This is a genomic window from Pseudomonas alvandae, from assembly GCF_019141525.1.
Classification (GTDB): domain Bacteria; phylum Pseudomonadota; class Gammaproteobacteria; order Pseudomonadales; family Pseudomonadaceae; genus Aquipseudomonas; species Aquipseudomonas alvandae.
The window spans coordinates 5,044,680-5,063,962 of the sequence record NZ_CP077080.1 but is presented as its reverse complement, the minus strand read 5'-3'; the positions used below and the strand labels follow the sequence as shown (position 1 = coordinate 5,063,962).

Below are 19,283 nucleotides of genomic sequence, written 5' to 3'. Positions count from 1 at the left end.
CTGCAGATCCCCGTGGCGAGGGAGCAAGCTCCCTCGCCACGGGTTATGTACTGCTCAGGTTAATCAGCGCCGCAGTGAGTCGCTCGATATCCCGCGCCAACGTAATCAATCCCGGCGTGATGCGAATACACGGTCCAACGCTGGTTTCGCGCACCACGGTGTAAATCCCATGGTCCTTGAGCAGTCGGGCGGCCATCGCCTGCTGGTCCGGCTGTGCGGTGAATCGCATGGACGTGATACCGCAATACAGCCGCCGGTCATCCGGGGTCATGACTTCAATACCCGGTACGTCACGAACGGCGCTCACCCACATGTCGCGCAGGTAACAGAGCCGCGCGCCTTTGGCTGACGCACCGCCCAGGGCACGGTGCTCTTCGAACACCAGGGGCAGCGTCAGCAACGCGGGGATATTGGGCGTGCTGTGGGGCGTGCGTGAGCGTATGTCGGTGGCAGGGTAGTTGGCTTCGTCCATGTCCGGGTCGATGTCGGCCAGCCGTTGTGGCGCGATGTAGAGAAAGCCCAGGGCCAAGGGGCCGCCAATCCATTTTTGCAGATTGAACCCGGCGAACGGGATGCCGAGTTTCTTCAGGTCGAAATCGATCTGCCCCAAGGCGTGGGCACCGTCGAGAATGATGTCGACCTCGAATTCCCGCGCCGCCTCGGCAATCGCCTGGACCGGCATCACCAGGCCGGTCAGGTGATTGACGTAGGTCAGCGCCATCACCTTCAGGCGCGGGTAGCGAATGAAGGCTTCTCGATAGGTGTTCACCAAGTTGTCGAAACTGGCGGGGTAGGGAAGGACCAGCTCAACGACTTCCGCGCCGCGCTGGCGAGCCAGCCAGCGCATCGCGCTCTTGACCGAGGTGTATTCGACGTCGCTGATCAGCACCTTGTCGCCGGGCTTGAGCCCGTTGTAGTTGCGAATGAGCGTCTGCAGGGCATCCACCGCACTGTTAGCCAGTGCCACGGTGGACGCGGGGGCGCGGATCAGTTGCGCCACCTGGCGGCGAATGGCTTCGCCGTGTTCCCGGTCGAAGTGCTGGCGCACGTACACCGAGTTGCTGCGGTTGATGAGTTCGATGTTGCGCTGGTATTCCTCGACCACGGTGCGCGACATTCGGCCGAAGTAGCCGTTTTCAAGATTGAGCAAGCCATCGGCGTCGACATCGTAGCGACCGATAAAGGTTTCCCAGAAGGTTTCGTCGTGGGCGCGCAGGGTGTTCTCGGGCATGGCGGGGCTCAATCAATCGGCGGCAGTGGTCAATGGCGAGGCTTGGGCAAGCCATGTTTAGCCCGCAACGGGTCCAGCAGGTCCGACAAGCCGTTGTGGTCGATTTCCTGCATCAAGGCCAGCAAGCCGCCCAGTTCGCCCTTGGGAAAACCCTCCCGTGCGAACCAGTTCAAGTACTGACCCGGCAAGTCGGCGAGGATTCGGCCCTTGTATTTGCCGAAGGGCATCTGGCGCGTCACCAGCAGCTCGAGTTTTTCCGGATTCATTGCGATTTGTCTTGATAGGAACCATCGGCAAAATACAGGCATTCTGCATGCAGGCCAAATGACAGATCATGCAAATAACGCGGATACAGATTCGTCATTATTTTTTAATTTATTGATTTTTAAGGATTTATTTCGTTTATAAGGGCTGGCATGGCCGATGCAATATTCCTTGCAGGTTTTTATTCACCAAGCAAAGGAACTGAAAAATGACTGACATCAACAAAGAATCCATCTCCGTCTTGAACGACCTGATCGAGACCAGCAAGGATGGCCAGGAAGGATTCAAGACCTGCGCTGAAGACATCAAGCATCCTGAGCTCAAGGCGCTTTTCGTCAAGCGCTCCGCCGATTGCGCAACCGCTGCGGCCGAACTGCAGGCAGCGGTCCGTTCCTTGGGTGGCGAACCCGAAACTTCCACCAGCGTCTCCGGTGACTTGCACCGCCGTTGGGTCGACGTGAAGTCGATGTTCACCGGCAAGGACGAAGAAGCGGTGCTCAACGAAGCCGAGCGCGGCGAAGACCATGCGCTGAAGGCTTACAAGGAAGCCATCGAGAAAATCAACAAGCACAACCTGGTAGGCATTCGTGATCTCGTCGAGCGCCAGTACCACGGCGTGCAACGCAACCACGATCAGGTCAAGGCGCTGCGTAACCAGGCGCGTGCCAGCTGATACGCATCTTTGATGCCCAAAAAAACGCCAGCTTGCCTGGCGTTTTTTTTGTGTGGAGCGACTCAGGCTGACGGGGAACACTCTTGTGGCGAGGGAGCCTTCACATGAAGGGTCGACAAACAACTCTGGACTCGAATAGATAGCTAGCTAATAATTGCGCCACCTTCCCAGCGATCTATCGTTACAACATCCCTAGAAGAGTTTCTCGCGTGCCCATTACCCTCCAGGCCTTGTTCGCCCCTGATCGCCTCGCTGTGCAGTTCGCCATCAAGACCGTGCTCGGTGGCGGCCTGGCGCTATGGCTGGCGTTGCGCTGGGGCCTGGAGCAGCCGTCCTGGGCGCTGATGACCGCATTCATCGTCGCCCAGCCGTTGTCCGGGATGGTGGTGCAGAAGGGCTTGGCGCGTTTGCTCGGCACCCTGGTGGGAACCATCATGTCGGTGGTGTTCATGGGCCTGTTCGCCCAGACGCCATGGTTGTTCCTGCTGGCGCTGGCGCTGTGGCTGGGCGTGTGCACGGCCTGTTCGACGCTGTTGCGCAGCGCCTGGTCCTATTCGTTCGTGCTGGCGGGCTACACGGTGGCGATTATCGCCTTGCCGGCCATTTCCCATCCGCTTGCGGTGTTTGATCAAGCCGTTGCGCGTTGCACCGAAATCAGCCTGGGCATCGCCTGTGCCACGGCGGCCAGTGCGCTGCTCTGGCCCCTGCGGGTCGAGCGACAACTGGCGGACCAGGCCCGTGCGGCCTGGCTGAGCGGCATGCAGGCGGCCCGCGCCACGTTGGCGGGTGATGCCCAGGCGCGCAAGGGTTTGCTCGAAATCCTCGGCAAGATCGTCGCGGTGGACGCCCAACGCGAACACGCCTGGTTCGAAGGCAGCCTGGGTCGCCAGCGCGCCCGGGCCATCAGTGGCTTGAGCCAGAAATTGTTGATGCTGTTGCGTATTTCCCGTTCGGTGCGCAGGCAGTGGAAACAGCTCGAACCGCAGGAAGCCGAAGCGCTCCAGCCTTGGATGGACGAGGTACAGCAAGCCCTGGAGGCGGACAGCTCGGCATTGCAGGCGTTACGACCGCGGGTCTGGGACGCCTCTCATGATCCGCAGATCAGCTCCGCGCAAAGTTATTGCCTGGCTCGTTTCGCCTTGCTGCTCGATACCGCCCTGGCCGCCTGCGCTGCGCTGACGGCGGTGCAGGAGGGCAGGGCGACGGTGGACCCGCCGCGAACCTTGGCGCCGCACCGCGATTTGTCCCTGGCCATGGTCTTTGGTGCGCGCAGTGCCCTCGCATTCCTGGCGGTGTCGTGTTTCTGGCTGGCAACCGCCTGGCCTGCCGCGTCCGGTGCCCTGGTGCTCACTTGCGTGGTGTGCAGCCTGTTCGCCAGCCGCGAAAACGGCGCGCAGATCGGCATGAGTTTCTTGCGGGGCATTCTGCTGGCGGTGCCGACAGCGTTCGTGATTGGCGAAATCCTGCTGCCGCAATGGAACAGTTTCGCGATGCTCTGCATGGCCATGGGCGTGCCGCTGTTCCTCGGGGCGCTGGGGATGGCCAAGCCGCCGATATTTGCCACGGCCACTTCGTTCTGCCTGCATTTCGTGGTGTTGGTGTCACCGCTCAATGCGATGAAGTACGACGTCGCGGCTTTTTTCAACAATGCCCAGGCGATGATGATTGGCGTCGGCGCGGCGGTCTTGGCTTTCAAGCTCCTGATTCTGCGTAACCCGGCCTGGCACAGTCGTCGGCTGCTGGCCGCGACCCTGGATGACCTGGTGCGCCTGACCCATCGCAACCTGGGCGGCGCCGAAAGCTGGTTTGGCGGGCGCATGGCCGACCGGTTGCTGCAACTGGCCCGGCACTATCCCGAACTGCCGGTGCCGGCGCGCAGTCGTTGGGACGACGGTTTGCTGGGCCTGGACATCGGCGATGAGCTACTGCACCTGCGATTGAGCCTGGCCGTCGCCCAAATCCCCGAAAGCCCAGCCCAGCGCCGCTATTTCGAAACGCTGGAACAGGTTTTGGAACACGGTCCGGCCGGCGACCAGGCCGAGGCGTTGGTCTGGGTGAGCGACGACTATCTGCAGGTGTTGGCACAGCACCCTTCCAGCGATGCGTTGAAACTGGCCCAGGGCGCCGTCGTGCAACTGCAGAGCAGCTGGCGCGCCTGGTGTCGCCAGCACGAATCCGAACGAGGGGAACTTAGCCATGGGCTTGCGTGAATGGTCGATTGGCGGGGTGTTGCTCAGCCCGTTCCTGATTTACGTGGTGCTGGCCTTGCTGGCGACCGGTGCGCTGCGCCTGTTGCTCGGCCTGCTGCCGGCCGGGCGCTGGATCTGGCACGAAGCCTTGTTCGACTGTGCCCTGTATGTCTGTGTCCTGACTGTCATTACCCTGGTCCTCGGACCGTTATGAGGAGTTGAACATGCGTACCTCCGTACGTGTCGCCGTCACGTTGTGCGTGGTGGCCGTGGCGATCTTCGCCGGGTTTCATTTGTGGCAGTACTACATGCTCACGCCCTGGACCCGTGATGCGCGAATCCGCGCCGACGTGGTGGTGATCGCCCCCGACGTCTCGGGCTGGGTGCGCGAGCTCAAGGCTGTGGATAACCAGCAGGTCAAGGCCGGCGATTTATTGCTGAGTATCGATCGCGAGCGTTTCGAGGCCGCCGTGGAGAAAGCCCGGGCGGTGGTCCAGACCCGTCAGCAACAGTTGAGCCTGCGTGAGCACGAAGCCAGTCGCCGGGCCGCCCTGGGGCCCCAGGCCATCAGTGCCGAGTTGCGCGAGAACGCCCAGATCAACGCCGGTATCGCCCGTGGTGAACTGCGCGAGGCCCAGGCCGAAGCGAAGGTCGCCGAGCTGAACCTGGCCCGCAGCCAGGTCCTGGCTCCGCGTAGCGGCCACATCACCAACCTGCGCCTGGCCGAAGGCAACTACGTGAATGCCGGGCAACCGGTCATGGCGCTGATCGATGACTCGACGTTTTATGTGCAGGCCTATTTCGAAGAAACCAAACTGCCGAGGATTCGCGTGGGCGATCCGGTCAAGGTCTGGTTGATGAGCGCCGGGCATGCGCTGGAAGGCCATGTGGAAAGCATCAGCCGCGGCATCACCGACCGCAACACCAACCCTGACGCGCAGCTGCTGGCGGAAGTCGAGCCGACCTTCAACTGGGTGCGCCTGGCCCAGCGCATTCCGGTGCGGATCAAGCTCGAGAAGGTGCCGGAAGGGGTGACGTTGAGCGCGGGGATGACCGCGAGTGTGCAGGTGCGGGACGAACAGCGATAGCCGCAACACTGCAGTCATTTGTGGCGAGGGGATTTAGCGAATCGTCGCACCGCCCCGCTGGGCTGCGCAGCAGCCCCCTGTGCCCAGGCTGACACACCGCAGTGGTCTTGAGGTATTGGGGGCGCTTCGCGCCCCAGCGGGGATAAATCCCCTCGCCACATTTCACTCCCATAGATCGCTGTAGTCAGCCAACAGTGATCTGCGGCAATTCCGGCAACGTCACAGTCTGCTGCTTGCGCGGCGCGAGGATTTCGGCTTCGCCGTCCACCACCAGTTCATCGCGCTGGTTGAACACGCGGGTGGCGATGCGCACGCGGAACTTCGGCAGCTTTTCCAGGATTTCCAGGCGGACGGTCAGGGTGTCGCCGATTTTCACGGGTTTCTGGAAGCTCATCTGCTGGCCGATGTAGATGGTGCCGGGCCCAGGCAGTTCACACGCCACCGCCGCGCTGATCAGCGCACCGCTGAACATGCCGTGGGCGATGCGTTCCTTGAACATGCTGGCGGCGGCGAATTCGGCGTCCAGGTGCACCGGGTTGTGATCGCCCGACATCGCGGCGAACAGCTGGATGTCGCGCTCCTCGACGGTCTTGCTGTAGCTGGCGGTCTGGCCGACTTCGAGGGCTTCGTAAGGGATGTTGGTGACCTGGGTCATGTCTGGTTCCTGTAACGGTAAAAAGGAAAAACGCTGTCGTTCTATTCGCTGCGAGGTGGCCGCTTGTGGCTCAGGGCCTGGGCGATCCAGGCAAGCACATCGGCAGTCACTTCATCGCGGTTGGTTTCATTGAACAATTCGTGCCGGGCCTGCGGGTAGATCTTCAGTTGCAGATGCTGATTGCCGGCGCTGCTCAAGGCATCGGCCAGATCCTTCAGACGCTTGCCTTCACTCACCGGATCACATTCGCCGCCAATCACCAGCAGCGGCAGGCCCGGATCGATCTGCGCGAGATTGGACGCTTTGCTGATCTGCTGCAACCCACCGAGCAGATCCACCCAGAGCTGATTGCTGCAACGAAAGCCGCACAGCGGGTCGTGGACGTACTTGTCCACTTCGGCGGGGTCACGGCTGAGCCAGTCGAAGGGCGTGCGCGTCGGTTTGAATCTTTTATTGAAACTGCCAAAAGACAGCCATTCGATCAGGGCGCTGCGCCCGGTGGCCCCCTGGCGCCGTCGCTCGAAGCGGGCGATCAGGCGCGCCGCGCGATAAAGCGCCACGGGTTGGAAATTCGAACCGCTGAGGAGGGCGCCATGCAGGCTGGCGCTGTGGTGCAACAGATAGCCCTGGGCGATATAGCTGCCCATGCTGTGGCCCAGCAGCAGGATTGGTGTTTCTGGATGTTGCTGGCCGATGTGGTGGTTCAGGCTCGCCAGGTCGCCGACCACCTTGGCCCAGCCGTCCTCGTCCGCAAAGTGACCGAGTGCCGCTGCTTCGCCAGTCTTGCCATGCCCGCGCAGGTCCGGCGCGTAGACGCCATAGCCTTCATCGCACAACGCTTGGGCCAGGCGCCCATAGCGGCCGCTGTGTTCGGCCATGCCGTGGGCCAGCATGATCACCGCCAGCGGGGCGGCTTCGGGCAACCACTGATTGACGAACAGGCGGCTGTGGTCAGTCGCGGTCAGCCAGAACGTTTGGTGGATCATGGCGTTTCCTTTGCACGAAGTCAGACGCAGCGTCGCTGCATTGTATAGCGCATCCGTTGCGTCTCGCCTGATCAGGCGAGGGCGATCCACGAAGATTCACACAATCTATGACGCAAGTTGCCATATTTGCCTGAATGGCCATAGCTGCTAGTGTCCGAAGAGCTCCGTCTCCATGTGCGATACAGAGGCGGCCCGGATAGGTTCAGGTAAAGAGGATAAAAACAATGCAGCCTGATTTCTGGAATGACAAACGCCCAGCCGGCGTGCCCTTGGATATCGAGCAGGGCGCCTACAAGTCGGTTATCGAGGTGTTCGAGCGTTCCTGCAAGAAATTTGCCGATCGTCCGGCGTTCAGCAACATGGGGGTAACGCTCACCTACGCCGAGCTCGAACGCTACAGCGCGGCCTTCGCCGGTTACCTGCAAGCCCATACCGACCTGGCGCCGGGCGATCGCATCGCGGTGCAGATGCCCAATGTCCTGCAATACCCGATCGCTGTCTTCGGTGCCCTGCGCGCCGGACTTATCGTGGTCAATACCAACCCGCTGTACACCCCGCGGGAAATGCGCCATCAGTTCAAGGACTCCGGTGCCCGGGCGCTGGTGTACATGAACCTGTTCGGGCAGAAGGTCCAGGAAGTGCTGCCGGACACCGACCTGCAATACCTGATCGAAGCGAAGATGGGCGACCTGATGCCCACCGCCAAGGGCTGGCTGGTGAATACCGTGGTGAACAAGGTCAAGAAAATGGTCCCGGCCTATTCGCTGCCACAGGCCATTTCCTTCAAGAGCGCCTTGCGCCTGGGACGCGGCCAGGGCATCAAGCCGTTGAACGTCAGCCTCGACGACATCGCCGTGCTGCAATACACCGGTGGCACCACCGGCTTGGCGAAGGGCGCGATGCTGACCCACGGCAACCTGGTGGCCAACATGCAACAGGCCCGCGCTTGCCTGGGGCAGATCGGCGACGACGGCCAGCCACTGTTGCGCGAAGGTCAGGAGGTCATGATCGCGCCGCTGCCGCTGTACCACATCTATGCTTTCACGGCGAACTGCATGTGCATGATGGTCACCGGCAATCACAACGTGCTGATCACCAATCCGAGGGACATCGGCGGTTTTATCAAGGAGCTGAAGAACTGGCGGTTTTCGCTGCTGCTGGGGCTCAACACGTTGTTTGTGGCGCTGATGGACCACCCGGATTTCAAGACGCTGGATTTCTCCAGCCTCAAGGTCACCAACTCGGGCGGCACCGCGTTGGTCAAGGCCACCGCCGAACGCTGGAAACAGCTCACCGGTTGCGGCATTACCGAGGGCTACGGCCTGACCGAAACTTCGCCGGTGGCCAGCGCCAACCCTTATGGCGGCAAGTCGCGCCTGGGGACGGTAGGGCTGCCGGTGCCGGGTACGCTGATGAAGGTCATCAACGACGACGGCGTCGAGATGCCCCTCGGTGAACGCGGCGAGCTGTGCATCAAGGGGCCGCAGATCATGAAAGGCTATTGGAACAAGCCCGAAGCGACTGCCGAAGTGCTGGACAGCGAGGGCTGGTTCAAGTCCGGTGATATCGCAGTGATCGACCCCGACGGGTTCGTGCGGATCGTCGACCGCAAGAAGGACATGATCATTGTCTCGGGTTTCAACGTGTACCCGAACGAAATCGAGGATGTGGTGATGGCCCATCCGAAAGTCGCCAGTTGCGCGGTGATCGGCGTGCCGGACGAGCGCTCGGGGGAGGCGGTGAAGCTGTTCGTGGTCGCCCGTGAGGCCGGGGTCAGCCTCGAAGAACTCAAGGCGTACTGCAAGGAAAACTTCACCGGCTACAAGGTGCCTAAGCACATCGTGTTGCGTGAGTCGCTGCCGATGACGCCGGTGGGCAAGATCCTGCGTCGGGAGTTGCGCGATATCGCCTGACGCTCGAGAGTGAAAGTGGAACCCTGTGGGAGCGAGCTTGCTCGCGATAGCGGTCTGTCAGTAACAGAAATGTTGGCTGACCCACCGCCATCGCGAGCAAGCTCGCTCCCACAGGTTCTTATGTATTCGGGTCAATTAGGCAAGGCTTAGGTTTTTTACTCTAAAAATGACCATTGAATATTCTTGAGTCATGTTTATGACTGTAGGGGCCACTTTTGGCTCTAGGCGACCCTTGGCAAAGCTGCTACTCTCGGCGCGCTTTTGTGACTTCTCGGCCTTTATCCAAGCCAGATTCACCCAATAAACAAACACCAATAATAATCGCATCAAATGCGGTGAGAATTCGCGTTGCTGAGGAGTGGGGCTTCCATGATCGAAGACTTTTGGAAGGATAAGTACCCAGCTGGGATTGCTGCCGACATCAATCCAGATGAGTATCCGAATATTCAGGCGGTGTTGAAGCAATCCTGCCAGCGCTTCGCCGACAAACCGGCATTCAGCAACCTTGGCAAGACGATCACCTACGGTGAGCTGTACGAGCTGTCCGGTGCCTTTGCCGCGTACCTGCAACAGCATACCGATTTGCAGCCGGGCGATCGAATCGCCGTGCAACTGCCCAACGTCCTCCAGTACCCCGTCGCCGTGTTTGGTGCCATCCGAGCCGGGCTGATCGTGGTCAACACCAACCCGCTCTACACCGCGCGGGAAATGGAGCACCAGTTCAACGACTCCGGCGCCAAGGCGTTGGTGTGCCTGGCGAACATGGCGCACCTGGCCGAAAACGTGGTGCCCAAGACCAGCGTCAAGCACGTGATCGTCACGGAAGTGGCCGACCTGCTGCCGCCGCTCAAGCGTCTGTTGATCAACAGCGTGATCAAGTACGTCAAGAAGATGGTCCCGGCGTATCACCTGCCCAAGGCCATCAAGTTCAACGATGTGCTGCGCAAGGGCCACGGCCAGCCCGTGAACGAAGCCAACCCCAGCCGCGATGACGTGGCGGTGTTGCAATATACCGGCGGCACCACTGGCGTGGCCAAGGGCGCGATGCTGACCCACCGCAACCTGGTGGCGAACATGCTGCAGTGCAAGGCGCTGATGGGCTCCAACCTCAATGAAGGTTGCGAAGTGCTGATCACGCCGCTGCCGCTTTACCACATCTATGCCTTCACCTTTCATTGCATGGCGATGATGCTGATCGGCAACCACAACATCCTGATCAGCAACCCGCGCGACTTGTCGGCGATGGTCAAGGAGTTGTCGAAGTGGAAATTCAGCGGCTTCGTCGGTCTTAACACCTTGTTCGTGGCGCTTTGCAACAACGAAGCCTTCCGCAAGCTGGATTTCTCGGCATTGAAAGTCACTTTGTCGGGCGGCATGGCCCTGCAACTGGCGGCGGCGGAGCGTTGGAAAGCGGTCACCGGTTGCCCGATCTGCGAAGGCTACGGCATGACCGAGACAAGCCCGGTGGCCACCGTCAACCCGATCCAGAATATCCAGGTTGGCACCATTGGCATTCCGGTGCCGTCGACGTTGTGCAAGGTGATCAACGACGCAGGCGAAGAGCAGCCGTTGGGAGAAATCGGCGAATTGTGCGTGAAGGGCCCTCAGGTGATGAAGGGCTATTGGCAGCGCCAGGACGCCACCGACGAGATCCTCGACAGCGAAGGCTGGCTCAAGACCGGCGACATTGCGGTGATCCAGCCGGACGGCTACATGCGTATCGTCGATCGCAAGAAAGACATGATCCTGATCTCTGGCTTCAACGTCTATCCGAACGAGCTGGAGGATGTATTGGCCACTTTGCCCGGCGTGCTGCAATGCGCGGCCATCGGCGTGCCGGATGAGAAGTCCGGCGAGGCGATCAAGATATTCATCGTCGCGCGTCCGGGTGTCACGCTGACCAAGGAGCAGGTGATGGAACACATGCGCGCCAACGTCACCGGCTACAAGGTGCCAAAGACCGTGGAGTTCCGCGATGCATTGCCGACCACCAATGTGGGCAAGATCCTGCGGCGCGAGTTGCGCGATGAAGAACTGAGGAAGTTGGGGCTGAAGAAGTAAAGCCGCCGCTAACAAAAGCCCCGCTGATGCGGGGCTTTTGTTTACGCGATGAATTCGCTGGTACAAAACTGTGGCGAGGGGATTTATCCCCTCACCACAGAAGCTCCTTTGTCCAAGGAGTCAGTTACAACCGAAACTGCGCAAAATCCAGGTTGGTGCCGCCCGGCCGCATGTCCTGCAGGTAGGAATCCTTGTCGGCGCTCAGTTCCAGGCTCAGGGCGGCCTTGCGTTTGCCCTGGTTGCGCACTTCCAGGCCTTCCATTTTTTCCCGCAGGAACACGGTCGGCACTTTCAGGTGCAGCAGTTCGTCGGTGGCCGGGGTGTGCAGCAGCAGGTGAATCCATTCGTACTGACCGATGGCCAGGCGCGCCACCGGGATATCGAACCAGAAGATGTTGCGGTTGCGGTTCAATTCGCTGAAATGGCAATTGTTGACACCCAGGACGGCACCGCCCAGTTCCTGGTTCCTGCGGGCGATGGCCTGCTTCTTATCGAGTTTCATAACGTTCCTACGGGATTGGAGCTTCGGGCCACGGCCTGAATACGAGGGGCATTCTCGACGGTTGCCGGCCAAACATAAAGCCCCGCTTGCACGAACGATGAAACTTGCCCAATGGATCTCCGGTCAATTCTGCGTCAGTTGGTAAAACGATGAAATTGCTCCAAAGTCGCCAAACAGGCTACTTTGTTGTAGAAAACGGCCCTTGAGTCGCCACGCGACCCCTCTTTTTGCGGCGAAAGGAGACGCTCATGATGTTCCCGGCCTTGAAAGGCTTGCCCTTGCACCGTGTGATGATGCGCACGGTGACCGAGTTTCTCGACGACGAGATGTCGACCTACGCCTCCGCTCTGGCTTACCAGATGCTGTTTTCATTGTTTCCCTTCATTCTTTTCCTGATCGCGCTGATCGGCTTCCTGCACCTGCCGGACTTTTTCTCCTGGCTGCGCCTGCAATCGGAACTGGTCCTGCCGCCCCAGGCGCTGGAGCAGGTCAACCCGGTGATCGACCAGCTGCAGCAATCCAAGGGCGGCTTGCTGTCGGTGGGTATCGTGGTTGCGTTGTGGACCGCGTCCGCTGGCGTGCGCCTGATGATGAGCGCCATGAACGCTGCTTATGACGTGGTCGAGGGCCGCCCGGCCTGGAAGCGTTTCCCGCTGTCGATCCTGTACACCGTCGGCATCGCCGGCATGCTGTTGGCCGCCGCCGCGCTGATGGTGTTGGGGCCGCAAGTGATGGGCTGGATTGCCGCGCAGATCGGCCTGGAGGAATTCATCGTTACCGTCTGGACCCTCGTGCGCTGGCCGGTCATCGTGTTTCTGCTGATGGTGGCCGTGGCGTTGATCTACTACGTGATGCCCGACGTGAAGCAGGAGTTTCGCTTCATCACGCCGGGCTCGGTATTGGCGGTGGTGGTGTGGATCATCGCGTCCCTGGGCTTTGCGTTCTACGTGAAGACGTTTGCCGACTACAACGCGATGTATGGCAGTATCGGCGCGATCATCGTGCTGTTGCTGTATTTCTACATCTCGGCGGCGGTGCTGCTACTCGGCGCGGAGATGAATGCAGTGATCGAGCACATGTCCGCCGAAGGCAAGGACACGGGCGAAAAGACCCCGGGCGAGCACGAGAAACAGCATGTGTCGGGCCTGGGGCGCGATCATTCCATCCATCACAACCACACTGACGAAGCCCGACCATGATCCGTGAAATCCTGAAGATGGGCGACGAACGCCTGCTGCGCATCGCTCCGCCGGTGCCGCCGGAAATGTTCGACAGTCCCGAGTTGTGGCAATTGATCGACGACATGTTCCAGACCATGGAAAGTGTTGGTGGCGTCGGGCTGGCGGCACCGCAGATCGGTGTGGACCTGCAACTGGTGATCTTCGGCTTCGAGCACAGCGAGCGCTATCCGGATGCCGAGGCGGTGCCGCAGACCATCCTGATCAACCCGCTGATCACGCCGCTGAGCCCACTGATGGAAGAAGGCTTTGAAGGCTGCTTGTCGGTGCCAGGCTTGCGTGGTGCGGTGAATCGCTACCAGCAGATCCGCTACGAAGGTTTCGACCCGAAGGGCGAGCCGATCGTGCGCGTCGCTTCAGGCTTCCACGCCCGGGTGGTGCAGCATGAATGCGATCACCTGATCGGCCGCTTGTACCCGTCGCGCATCACCGATTTCAGCAAGTTCGGCTTTACCGAGGTGATGTTTCCGGATCTCGATCCTTCAGCGGACAATTAAACATCCACCACCAAACCCTGTGGGAGCGAGCTTGCTCGCGATTGCGGTGTGTCAGCCACCCATGAGGCAACTGACCTTATGCCATCGCGAGCAAGCTCGCCCCACAAGGGGCTGGGTGCCATTCAGGACCGTGTAGGCAACCCCATCGCAATCATCGGCTTGCTGCGCGCGTACCGGCTCAGTCGTTCAGCCATCGCATAAGGCAGCTCCGGGTCGAAACTGAACCCGCGTCGCTCATAAAAGCCGCGCAGGTCCGGGTGGCAGAACAACCACACCGGCTCGTCCAGGCCTTTCACGGCTTCGGCGATCAGCCGCCCCGCGACGCCTTGCACGCGGTACGCCGGGTCGACGAACAATCCCGTCAGCCAATGTCCCCCCGAAACCGGTCGCAGGCAGAGTGCCGCGATGATTTCTTCGCGCCGTGCCACCCAAAGCTGCGCGTCGCGCACGGCTTTCATCGACGACTGATGGGCGCGGTAGAACTTGTTCATCAGCGGCCATAGCGGCTCGTCGAGGCGTGTGCAGTGGAATTCGGACATGGCGCGGGCGCGGTGTGTAATGGAGGCGGGCGATTATAGGGGAACAAACAATGCGCCGGGATATTCCCGGCGCTTGTCTGGCGGGTTCACAGCGAGGCGAGGAACATGTCCGTGACCGGGTGCTTCTCATCCGACCGGCTTTCCTGGGCTTTTTCGACCTGTGCCATCGCCGCCTTGTCCTGCATGCGCTGGGCAATTTCCTCGCCGACCGCCAGTTGCTTCTCGGGCGGCATCGCCTCATATTCCTCTTCGGTAATGCCCATCTCCTCGAGAATGCTGTCGCGCAGGCGCTCTTCCGGCGTCTTGCTCATGTAGTCCTTGAACTGCGCCATGGCAGAGCTGGTGTCTTCAAGGGCTGACGAGCCGACCGTTTGCAATTGCACGCGGGTCTTGGCGAAGGCCTCATCAACCTTGTCACTGATCGCGGTAGCGGCGTTGACCTGCTGCGTGGCCTGCCGGGTGATGGACTCCTGGACTTGGGTGCTGCCTTGGTTGGCCTGGGCCTGGATATTGTCGCGCAGCGCTTGCAAGGCGGCGCTTTGCAGGCCGCTGGCGGCTTCGGCGGTGGGGTCTTCGCCCGGGCGCTTGAGGGGTAGGTTTATCGCTTGTTGTTTTACACTGACCAACATGATGAACACCTGCGGGTAATGGCTGAGCGATGGGCAGCAGCATATCCCGTGCCATCGTCGCAACGTCCCGTATTTCAAGGGCTACGGGGAAGGTGCGCTCAGCGGCGGTGGCCAAACCTTGCCGTTCGTCGGCAGGGATCGACCGCATCGTGCCGAGCCTCAGGTACTTTCGCGAACCTTGAGTTCGAAACCGAGGTCCACCACCGGCTGGGCGATGCGATTGCCGGCCATCAAGGTGAGCATCTGTTCCGCGGCGTGGCGGCCGACGGCTTCCCGGGGAGTACTGATGCTGCTCAAGCGCGGCACCATGTGTGCCGAGGCGGGCAGGTCGTTGAAACCGAGGATCGAAACCTGCTCGGGGATCTTGATGCCACAGCGCAACGCTTCGAGCAGGGCACCGTGGGCCAGGTCGTCGTTGCCGAAGAAGATCGCATCGACGTCCGGATGGCTCGCCAGCAATTGCAGGAACAACTCGCCGCCCAGGCCGACCGATGACGGGCGAGGGGTCAACACTTCCAGGTCCGGGTCGTAGAGCCCGACCTTCTGCAGCGCGCGACGGAAACCTTCGCCGCGCAGCAACGTCCGTTGGTCCAATTGCGCGCCGATGTAGGCCAGGCGCTTGCGCCCCCGGGAGATCAGATGCTCGGCAGCCGTTTCACCGGCCTTGAGCTGGGAAAAACCCACGCAGTTGAGGCCAGCCCCGGGGTCCAGTTCCATCATGTACACACAGGGAATATTGCTGGCCTCGATCATGCGCCGTGCGCTTTCGGTTCGGTCGAACCCGGTCAGCAACAAACCCCGGGGCTGATAGGCCATGTAGTTGCGCAACAGGTCTTCTTCTTCGTCCCGGGAATAGTGGTAGTTGCCGATCACCACTTCGAAGCCCTTGGGCCGCAAGACGCGATGAATGGCTTCCAGGGTATCGATGAACAACAGGTTGGACAGCGATGGCACCAGCACCACCACCGAATGGCTCTGGGCCGAGGCCAGGGCGCGGGCGGCGGGGTTGACGACGTAGTTGAGCTCAAGGGCGGCCTGGCGGACCTTTTCCACCAGCTCCACGGCCACGCTGCTGACGCCGCGCAGGGCACGGGAGGCGGTGATCGGGCTGACACCGGCCAGGCGTGCGACTTCATTGAGCGTGGGGCGACCGGTGGTGCGAGTATTCTTATCGTTTTTAGTGACGGTCATCAGGGCGGCTTGCCAAACAAAAATCAAGGCACTAAGGTAGCGCTGTCTCGGCGCGGCTGCAAATGCGTTGATGGGGTTTGCCTGATCCCTGTGCGCTGGTGCCGTGGACGAACATGCTGCAACCACAAAAATGACAAGAAGGCGTCGGCAACTTCTGCTTTTGCTGCGGTGTCATAACTGGCAAAGGTAGCGCTGTCTGCGCGCTGAGGTGTTACATGAATAATCCAATCACCGCCCTGGTCATCATGGGCGTTGCCGGTTGCGGCAAAACTTGCGTCAGCCAGGCCCTGTGCCAACTGAGCGGCGCCACCGCCATCGAAGGCGACACGTTCCACCCCGCGGCCAACATCCAGAAGATGAGCGCCGGTATCCCCCTGAACGACGACGACCGTGCCGGCTGGCTCGACAGCCTGTGCGACGAGTTGCGCCGTGTCGACGCCACGGGCGAGCGCCCGGTGCTGACGTGCTCGGCCCTCAAGCACAGCTATCGCGAGCGCCTGCGCAGCGCCTTGCCTGGCCTGGGCTTCGTTTTTCTCGAATTGACCCCTGAAGTGGCCGCCGACCGTGTTTCCCATCGTCCCGGTCATTTCATGCCGTCGACCCTGATCGACAGCCAGTTTGCCACCCTTGAATCCCCTGTTGGCGAGCCCCTGACCCTGGCTCTGGATGCGTCCAGCCACAGCATTGATGAATTGGCACGCCAGGCTTACGTCTGGTGGCTGGCCCACGGTTTGAAGCTGGCCAGTTGAGTTTCAAAATTTTGCGTCAGAAAGATAGCGCTGTCCCGACGGTCCATAAATAACTGCTTCAATAACAACAACAAATCAGGAGACACCCCCCATGTTTGGCATGTCCCACGAGACGTACCTACTGCTTGATGCAGTGGTCACGGTGATCGGACTCATCGTCCTCATCACCAAGTTCAAGATCCACCCCTTCATTGCGCTGACCATCGCCGCCGCGTTTCTCGGCCTGACGTCGGGCATGCCGATCGGCACCATCATCAAGGCGTTCCAGGACGGCTTCGGTGGCGTGCTCGGTTTTGTCGGCATCATCCTCGCGCTGGGCACCATGCTTGGCAAAATGATGGCCGAGTCGGGCGGGGCCGATCAGATTGCCCAGACCCTCATCCGCGCCTTCGGCAAGGACAAGGTGCAATGGGCCATGATGTTCGCCGCGTTCCTGGTGGGCATCCCGCTGTTCTTCGAAATCGGTTTCGTGCTGCTGATCCCGCTGGTGTTCATCGTGGCGCGCCGCACTGGCGTGTCGATCATCAAGATTGGCATCCCGTTGCTCGCCGGCCTTTCCGCAGTCCACGGCCTGGTGCCGCCGCACCCGGGCCCGTTGCTGGCGATTGGCATCTTTGGTGCTGACATCGGCAAGACCATTCTCTACGGCCTGATCGTTGCGCTGCCGACCGCCATCATTGCCGGCCCGATTTTCGGTACGTTCATTGCCAAGCACATCCCCGGCCATCCGAACCAGGAACTGGTGGATCAACTGGCGCGTGAAACCGACGGCACCGAACTGCCGAGTTTCGGCATCACCCTGGTCACCGTGCTGTCGCCGGTGTTCCTGATGTTGCTCAAGACTTTTGCTGACGTGACGCTACCGGACGGCAACTTCTTCCGCACCTGGATGGACATGATCGGCCACCCGATCTCGGCGTTGCTGTTGGCGTTGCTGTTGTCGCTTTACACCTTTGGCTACAAGCAGGGCATCGGCTCCAGCCAGATACTGAAATGGCTGGACGCCAGCCTGGCGCCGACGGCCGCGATCATCCTGATCATCGGTGCCGGTGGTGGCTTCAAGCAGATGCTGGTGACCAGCGGCGTGGGTGACGTGATCGGCCACATGGCGGTCAGCGCGCAGATCTCGCCGATCCTGTTGGCGTGGCTGGTGGCTGCGGTGATTCGGATTGCCACGGGTTCTGCGACCGTGGCCACCATTACCGGTGCCGGGATCGTGGTGCCGGTCGTTGGGATGATGCCGGGTGTGAACCGTGAGCTGCTGGTGCTGGCGACCGGTGCCGGTTCGTTGATCCTGTCCCACGTCAACGACGCGGGCTTCTGGCTGGTCAAGCAGTACTTCAACATGACCGTGGCCGAAACCTTCAAGACCTGGACGGCGATGGAAACCATCCTGTCGGTGGTGGGCTTGATCTTTATCCTGCTGCTGTCGTTGGTGATCTAACAGGCGCTGTGGCACAAACTGTGGGAGCGGGCTTGCTCGCGAAGGCGGTGTGTCAGTCATCATCTACTCGACTGACACTCAGCCTTCGCGAGCAAGCCCGCTCCCACATTAATTTTGTGTCAGGCCTCAGGTTTTTTGATCAACCCATCCGCCCGAAACATCCCCCGAATCCCCCGCACCGCCTGGCGAATCCGGTCCTGGTTCTCGATCAGTGCAAAGCGCACGTGATCATCCCCATATTCCCCGAACCCCACCCCCGGCGAGACGCAGACCTTGGCCTCGGCCAACAGCTTCTTGGCGAACTCCAGCGAACCCAGGTGCGCATAGGCATCGGGAATCTTGGCCCAGACGTACATCGACGCCTTGGGGTTTTCCACCATCCACCCCAGTTCATGCAGGCCCTTGACCAGCACGTTGCGGCGCTGGCGGTACTGCTCGGCGATATCGCGCACGCATTGCTGGTCGCCTTCGAGGGCGGCGATGGCGGCCACTTGCAGCGGGGTGAAAGTGCCGTAGTCGTGGTAGCTCTTGATCCGCGCCAGGGCGCTGACCAGTTCCGGGTTGCCGACCATGAAGCCGATGCGCCAGCCGGCCATGTTGTAACTCTTGGACAGGGTGAAGAATTCCACCGCGATGTCTTTCGCGCCGGGCACCTGCATGATCGACGGGGCTTTCCAGCCGTCATAGACGATGTCGGCATAGGCCAGGTCGTGGATCACCAGCACGTCGTACTGCTTGGCGAGGGCGATGACCCGCTCGAAAAAGTCCAACTCCACGCATTGTGCGGTCGGGTTGGAAGGGAAGCCGAGGATCATCATCTTCGGCTTCGGGATCGAGCCGCGAATGGCCCGTTCCAGCTCATCGAAGAAATCCACGCCAGGCACCAGCGGCACCGAACGCACCTGGGCGCCGGCAATCACCGCACCGTAGATGTGGATCGGATAGCTGGGGTTGGGCACCAGCACCGTGTCGCCCTGGTCCAGGGTGGCCAGCATCAAGTGCGCCAGGCCTTCCTTGGAGCCGATGGTGACGATGGCTTCGCTTTCCGGGTCGATGTCGACTTCGTAGCGGTCCTTGTACCAGCGCGAAATGGCGCGGCGCAGGCGTGGGATGCCTTTGGACGTGGAGTAGCCGTGGGTGTCTTCACGCTGGGCGACGGTGACCAGTTTCTCCACGATGTGTGGGGGCGTGGCGCCGTCGGGGTTACCCATGCTCAAGTCGATGATGTCTTCGCCGCGCCGACGCGCAGCCATCTTCAGCTCGGCAGTGATATTGAATACGTACGGGGGGAGTCGATCGATGCGCGCAAAGCGGCGCGGCGAACCTTGTTCGGCCATTGTTGCCTCGAGATACGTGAGCGCCCGGAACCGTCCGAGCGACGTTGGCCACTGCGGTGGCCTGCGGCGCAAGATAATCGGGCTGATGTCAGATTGT

General features: G+C 60.9%; 19 protein-coding genes. 10 read left to right on the top strand and 9 right to left on the bottom strand.

Going from position 1 to position 19,283, the window contains the following annotated elements; all coding sequences use genetic code 11:
• Window positions 1–43 precede the first annotated feature (43 nt).
• Window positions 44–1,231, bottom strand: a complete 1,188-nt coding sequence (locus KSS97_RS22410; RefSeq protein WP_217860188.1) for an aminotransferase class V-fold PLP-dependent enzyme — start codon at window positions 1,229–1,231, stop codon at window positions 44–46.
• Between the two features lie 29 nt (window positions 1,232–1,260).
• Window positions 1,261–1,497: a DUF3820 family protein gene (locus tag KSS97_RS22405; RefSeq protein WP_053119117.1), complete on the bottom strand. Its 237-nt coding sequence runs from the start codon at window positions 1,495–1,497 to the stop codon at window positions 1,261–1,263.
• Between the two features lie 206 nt (window positions 1,498–1,703).
• On the opposite strand from KSS97_RS22405, the gene KSS97_RS22400 reads away from it, so the two are divergent.
• The 4 genes from KSS97_RS22400 to KSS97_RS22385 all read left to right on the top strand — a co-directional run bounded on the left by KSS97_RS22400 (window position 1,704) and on the right by KSS97_RS22385 (window position 5,445).
• Complete coding sequence (locus KSS97_RS22400) at window positions 1,704–2,168, top strand: PA2169 family four-helix-bundle protein (RefSeq protein WP_217860187.1); 465 nt, start codon at window positions 1,704–1,706, stop codon at window positions 2,166–2,168.
• Between the two features lie 209 nt (window positions 2,169–2,377).
• The gene (locus KSS97_RS22395) at window positions 2,378–4,378 is read left to right on the top strand and encodes an FUSC family protein (RefSeq protein ID WP_217860186.1); all 2,001 of its coding nucleotides are present in this window, start codon (window positions 2,378–2,380) and stop codon (window positions 4,376–4,378) included.
• Window positions 4,365–4,571, top strand: a complete 207-nt coding sequence (locus KSS97_RS22390; RefSeq protein ID WP_030139347.1) for a DUF1656 domain-containing protein — start codon at window positions 4,365–4,367, stop codon at window positions 4,569–4,571. Before KSS97_RS22395 ends, KSS97_RS22390 begins: the two co-directional genes overlap by 14 nt.
• Window positions 4,572–4,581: 10 nt before the next feature.
• Window positions 4,582–5,445: an efflux RND transporter periplasmic adaptor subunit gene (locus KSS97_RS22385; RefSeq protein ID WP_217860185.1), complete on the top strand. Its 864-nt coding sequence runs from the start codon at window positions 4,582–4,584 to the stop codon at window positions 5,443–5,445.
• Between the two features lie 184 nt (window positions 5,446–5,629).
• On the opposite strand, the gene KSS97_RS22380 is transcribed toward KSS97_RS22385, so the two are convergent.
• Both KSS97_RS22380 and KSS97_RS22375 read right to left on the bottom strand, forming a co-directional pair.
• Complete coding sequence (locus KSS97_RS22380) at window positions 5,630–6,100, bottom strand: MaoC family dehydratase (protein WP_217860184.1); 471 nt, start codon at window positions 6,098–6,100, stop codon at window positions 5,630–5,632.
• A 41-nt stretch (window positions 6,101–6,141) separates the two neighbouring features.
• Complete coding sequence (locus KSS97_RS22375; protein ID WP_030139344.1) at window positions 6,142–7,086, bottom strand: alpha/beta hydrolase; 945 nt, start codon at window positions 7,084–7,086, stop codon at window positions 6,142–6,144.
• A gap of 224 nt (window positions 7,087–7,310) precedes the next feature.
• On the opposite strand from KSS97_RS22375, the gene fadD2 reads away from it, so the two are divergent.
• Window positions 7,311–8,999, top strand: coding sequence for a long-chain-fatty-acid--CoA ligase FadD2 (gene fadD2, locus KSS97_RS22370; RefSeq protein ID WP_030139343.1), 1,689 nt, complete (start codon window positions 7,311–7,313; stop codon window positions 8,997–8,999).
• Window positions 9,000–9,368: 369 nt separating this feature from the next.
• Window positions 9,369–11,060, top strand: coding sequence for a long-chain-fatty-acid--CoA ligase FadD1 (fadD1, locus tag KSS97_RS22365; RefSeq protein ID WP_198797695.1), 1,692 nt, complete (start codon window positions 9,369–9,371; stop codon window positions 11,058–11,060).
• A 124-nt stretch (window positions 11,061–11,184) separates the two neighbouring features.
• Here fadD1 and KSS97_RS22360 read toward each other — a convergent pair whose 3' ends face one another.
• Window positions 11,185–11,562: a hypothetical protein gene (locus KSS97_RS22360; protein WP_030139341.1), complete on the bottom strand. Its 378-nt coding sequence runs from the start codon at window positions 11,560–11,562 to the stop codon at window positions 11,185–11,187.
• A gap of 248 nt (window positions 11,563–11,810) precedes the next feature.
• Between KSS97_RS22360 and KSS97_RS22355 the strand changes: the two genes are divergently transcribed.
• Window positions 11,811–12,761 carry a YihY/virulence factor BrkB family protein gene (locus KSS97_RS22355; RefSeq protein WP_030139340.1) on the top strand — a complete coding sequence of 317 codons (951 nt, stop codon included), beginning with the start codon at window positions 11,811–11,813 and terminating at the stop codon, window positions 12,759–12,761.
• On the top strand, window positions 12,758–13,297 hold the full coding sequence (gene def, locus KSS97_RS22350) for a peptide deformylase (protein ID WP_030139339.1): 540 nt from the start codon (window positions 12,758–12,760) through the stop codon (window positions 13,295–13,297). The genes KSS97_RS22355 and def overlap by 4 nt, the downstream gene beginning before the upstream one ends.
• 122 nt (window positions 13,298–13,419) lie before the next feature.
• On the opposite strand, the gene KSS97_RS22345 is transcribed toward def, so the two are convergent.
• The 3 genes from KSS97_RS22345 to gntR form a co-directional block, all read right to left on the bottom strand.
• On the bottom strand, window positions 13,420–13,836 hold the full coding sequence (locus KSS97_RS22345; protein ID WP_030139338.1) for a GNAT family N-acetyltransferase: 417 nt from the start codon (window positions 13,834–13,836) through the stop codon (window positions 13,420–13,422).
• A gap of 86 nt (window positions 13,837–13,922) precedes the next feature.
• Window positions 13,923–14,465 (bottom strand): hypothetical protein, encoded by a 543-nt coding sequence (locus KSS97_RS22340; protein WP_030139337.1) that lies wholly within the window; start codon window positions 14,463–14,465, stop codon window positions 13,923–13,925.
• Window positions 14,466–14,624: 159 nt separating this feature from the next.
• A complete protein-coding gene (gntR, locus tag KSS97_RS22335; protein WP_030139336.1) occupies window positions 14,625–15,656 on the bottom strand; it encodes an HTH-type transcriptional regulator GntR in 1,032 nt (343 codons plus the stop codon).
• Between the two features lie 215 nt (window positions 15,657–15,871).
• On the opposite strand from gntR, the gene KSS97_RS22330 reads away from it, so the two are divergent.
• Window positions 15,872–16,405, top strand: coding sequence for a gluconokinase (locus KSS97_RS22330; protein ID WP_030139335.1), 534 nt, complete (start codon window positions 15,872–15,874; stop codon window positions 16,403–16,405).
• 91 nt (window positions 16,406–16,496) lie between these two features.
• Entirely contained in the window at window positions 16,497–17,849 is a 1,353-nt protein-coding gene (locus KSS97_RS22325; RefSeq protein ID WP_198797698.1) for a GntP family permease, read from the top strand.
• A gap of 119 nt (window positions 17,850–17,968) precedes the next feature.
• Here KSS97_RS22325 and alaC read toward each other — a convergent pair whose 3' ends face one another.
• Complete coding sequence (gene alaC / locus KSS97_RS22320; protein ID WP_030139333.1) at window positions 17,969–19,186, bottom strand: alanine transaminase; 1,218 nt, start codon at window positions 19,184–19,186, stop codon at window positions 17,969–17,971.
• Window positions 19,187–19,283 lie beyond the last annotated feature (97 nt).

Coding starts and splice junctions, on each gene's coding strand:
- KSS97_RS22340 (WP_030139337.1), bottom strand. CDS start 14,465: ATGTTGGTCAGTGTAAAACAACAAGCGATAAACCTACCCCTCAAGCGC.
- KSS97_RS22325 (WP_198797698.1), top strand. CDS start 16,497: ATGTTTGGCATGTCCCACGAGACGTACCTACTGCTTGATGCAGTGGTC.
- KSS97_RS22380 (WP_217860184.1), bottom strand. CDS start 6,100: ATGACCCAGGTCACCAACATCCCTTACGAAGCCCTCGAAGTCGGCCAG.
- KSS97_RS22400 (WP_217860187.1), top strand. CDS start 1,704: ATGACTGACATCAACAAAGAATCCATCTCCGTCTTGAACGACCTGATC.
- KSS97_RS22385 (WP_217860185.1), top strand. CDS start 4,582: ATGCGTACCTCCGTACGTGTCGCCGTCACGTTGTGCGTGGTGGCCGTG.
- KSS97_RS22355 (WP_030139340.1), top strand. CDS start 11,811: ATGATGTTCCCGGCCTTGAAAGGCTTGCCCTTGCACCGTGTGATGATG.
- alaC (WP_030139333.1), bottom strand. CDS start 19,186: ATGGCCGAACAAGGTTCGCCGCGCCGCTTTGCGCGCATCGATCGACTC.
- KSS97_RS22345 (WP_030139338.1), bottom strand. CDS start 13,836: ATGTCCGAATTCCACTGCACACGCCTCGACGAGCCGCTATGGCCGCTG.
- KSS97_RS22390 (WP_030139347.1), top strand. CDS start 4,365: ATGGGCTTGCGTGAATGGTCGATTGGCGGGGTGTTGCTCAGCCCGTTC.
- fadD1 (WP_198797695.1), top strand. CDS start 9,369: ATGATCGAAGACTTTTGGAAGGATAAGTACCCAGCTGGGATTGCTGCC.
- KSS97_RS22375 (WP_030139344.1), bottom strand. CDS start 7,086: ATGATCCACCAAACGTTCTGGCTGACCGCGACTGACCACAGCCGCCTG.
- gntR (WP_030139336.1), bottom strand. CDS start 15,656: ATGACCGTCACTAAAAACGATAAGAATACTCGCACCACCGGTCGCCCC.
- KSS97_RS22410 (WP_217860188.1), bottom strand. CDS start 1,231: ATGCCCGAGAACACCCTGCGCGCCCACGACGAAACCTTCTGGGAAACC.
- KSS97_RS22330 (WP_030139335.1), top strand. CDS start 15,872: ATGAATAATCCAATCACCGCCCTGGTCATCATGGGCGTTGCCGGTTGC.
- KSS97_RS22360 (WP_030139341.1), bottom strand. CDS start 11,562: ATGAAACTCGATAAGAAGCAGGCCATCGCCCGCAGGAACCAGGAACTG.
- def (WP_030139339.1), top strand. CDS start 12,758: ATGATCCGTGAAATCCTGAAGATGGGCGACGAACGCCTGCTGCGCATC.
- KSS97_RS22405 (WP_053119117.1), bottom strand. CDS start 1,497: ATGAATCCGGAAAAACTCGAGCTGCTGGTGACGCGCCAGATGCCCTTC.
- fadD2 (WP_030139343.1), top strand. CDS start 7,311: ATGCAGCCTGATTTCTGGAATGACAAACGCCCAGCCGGCGTGCCCTTG.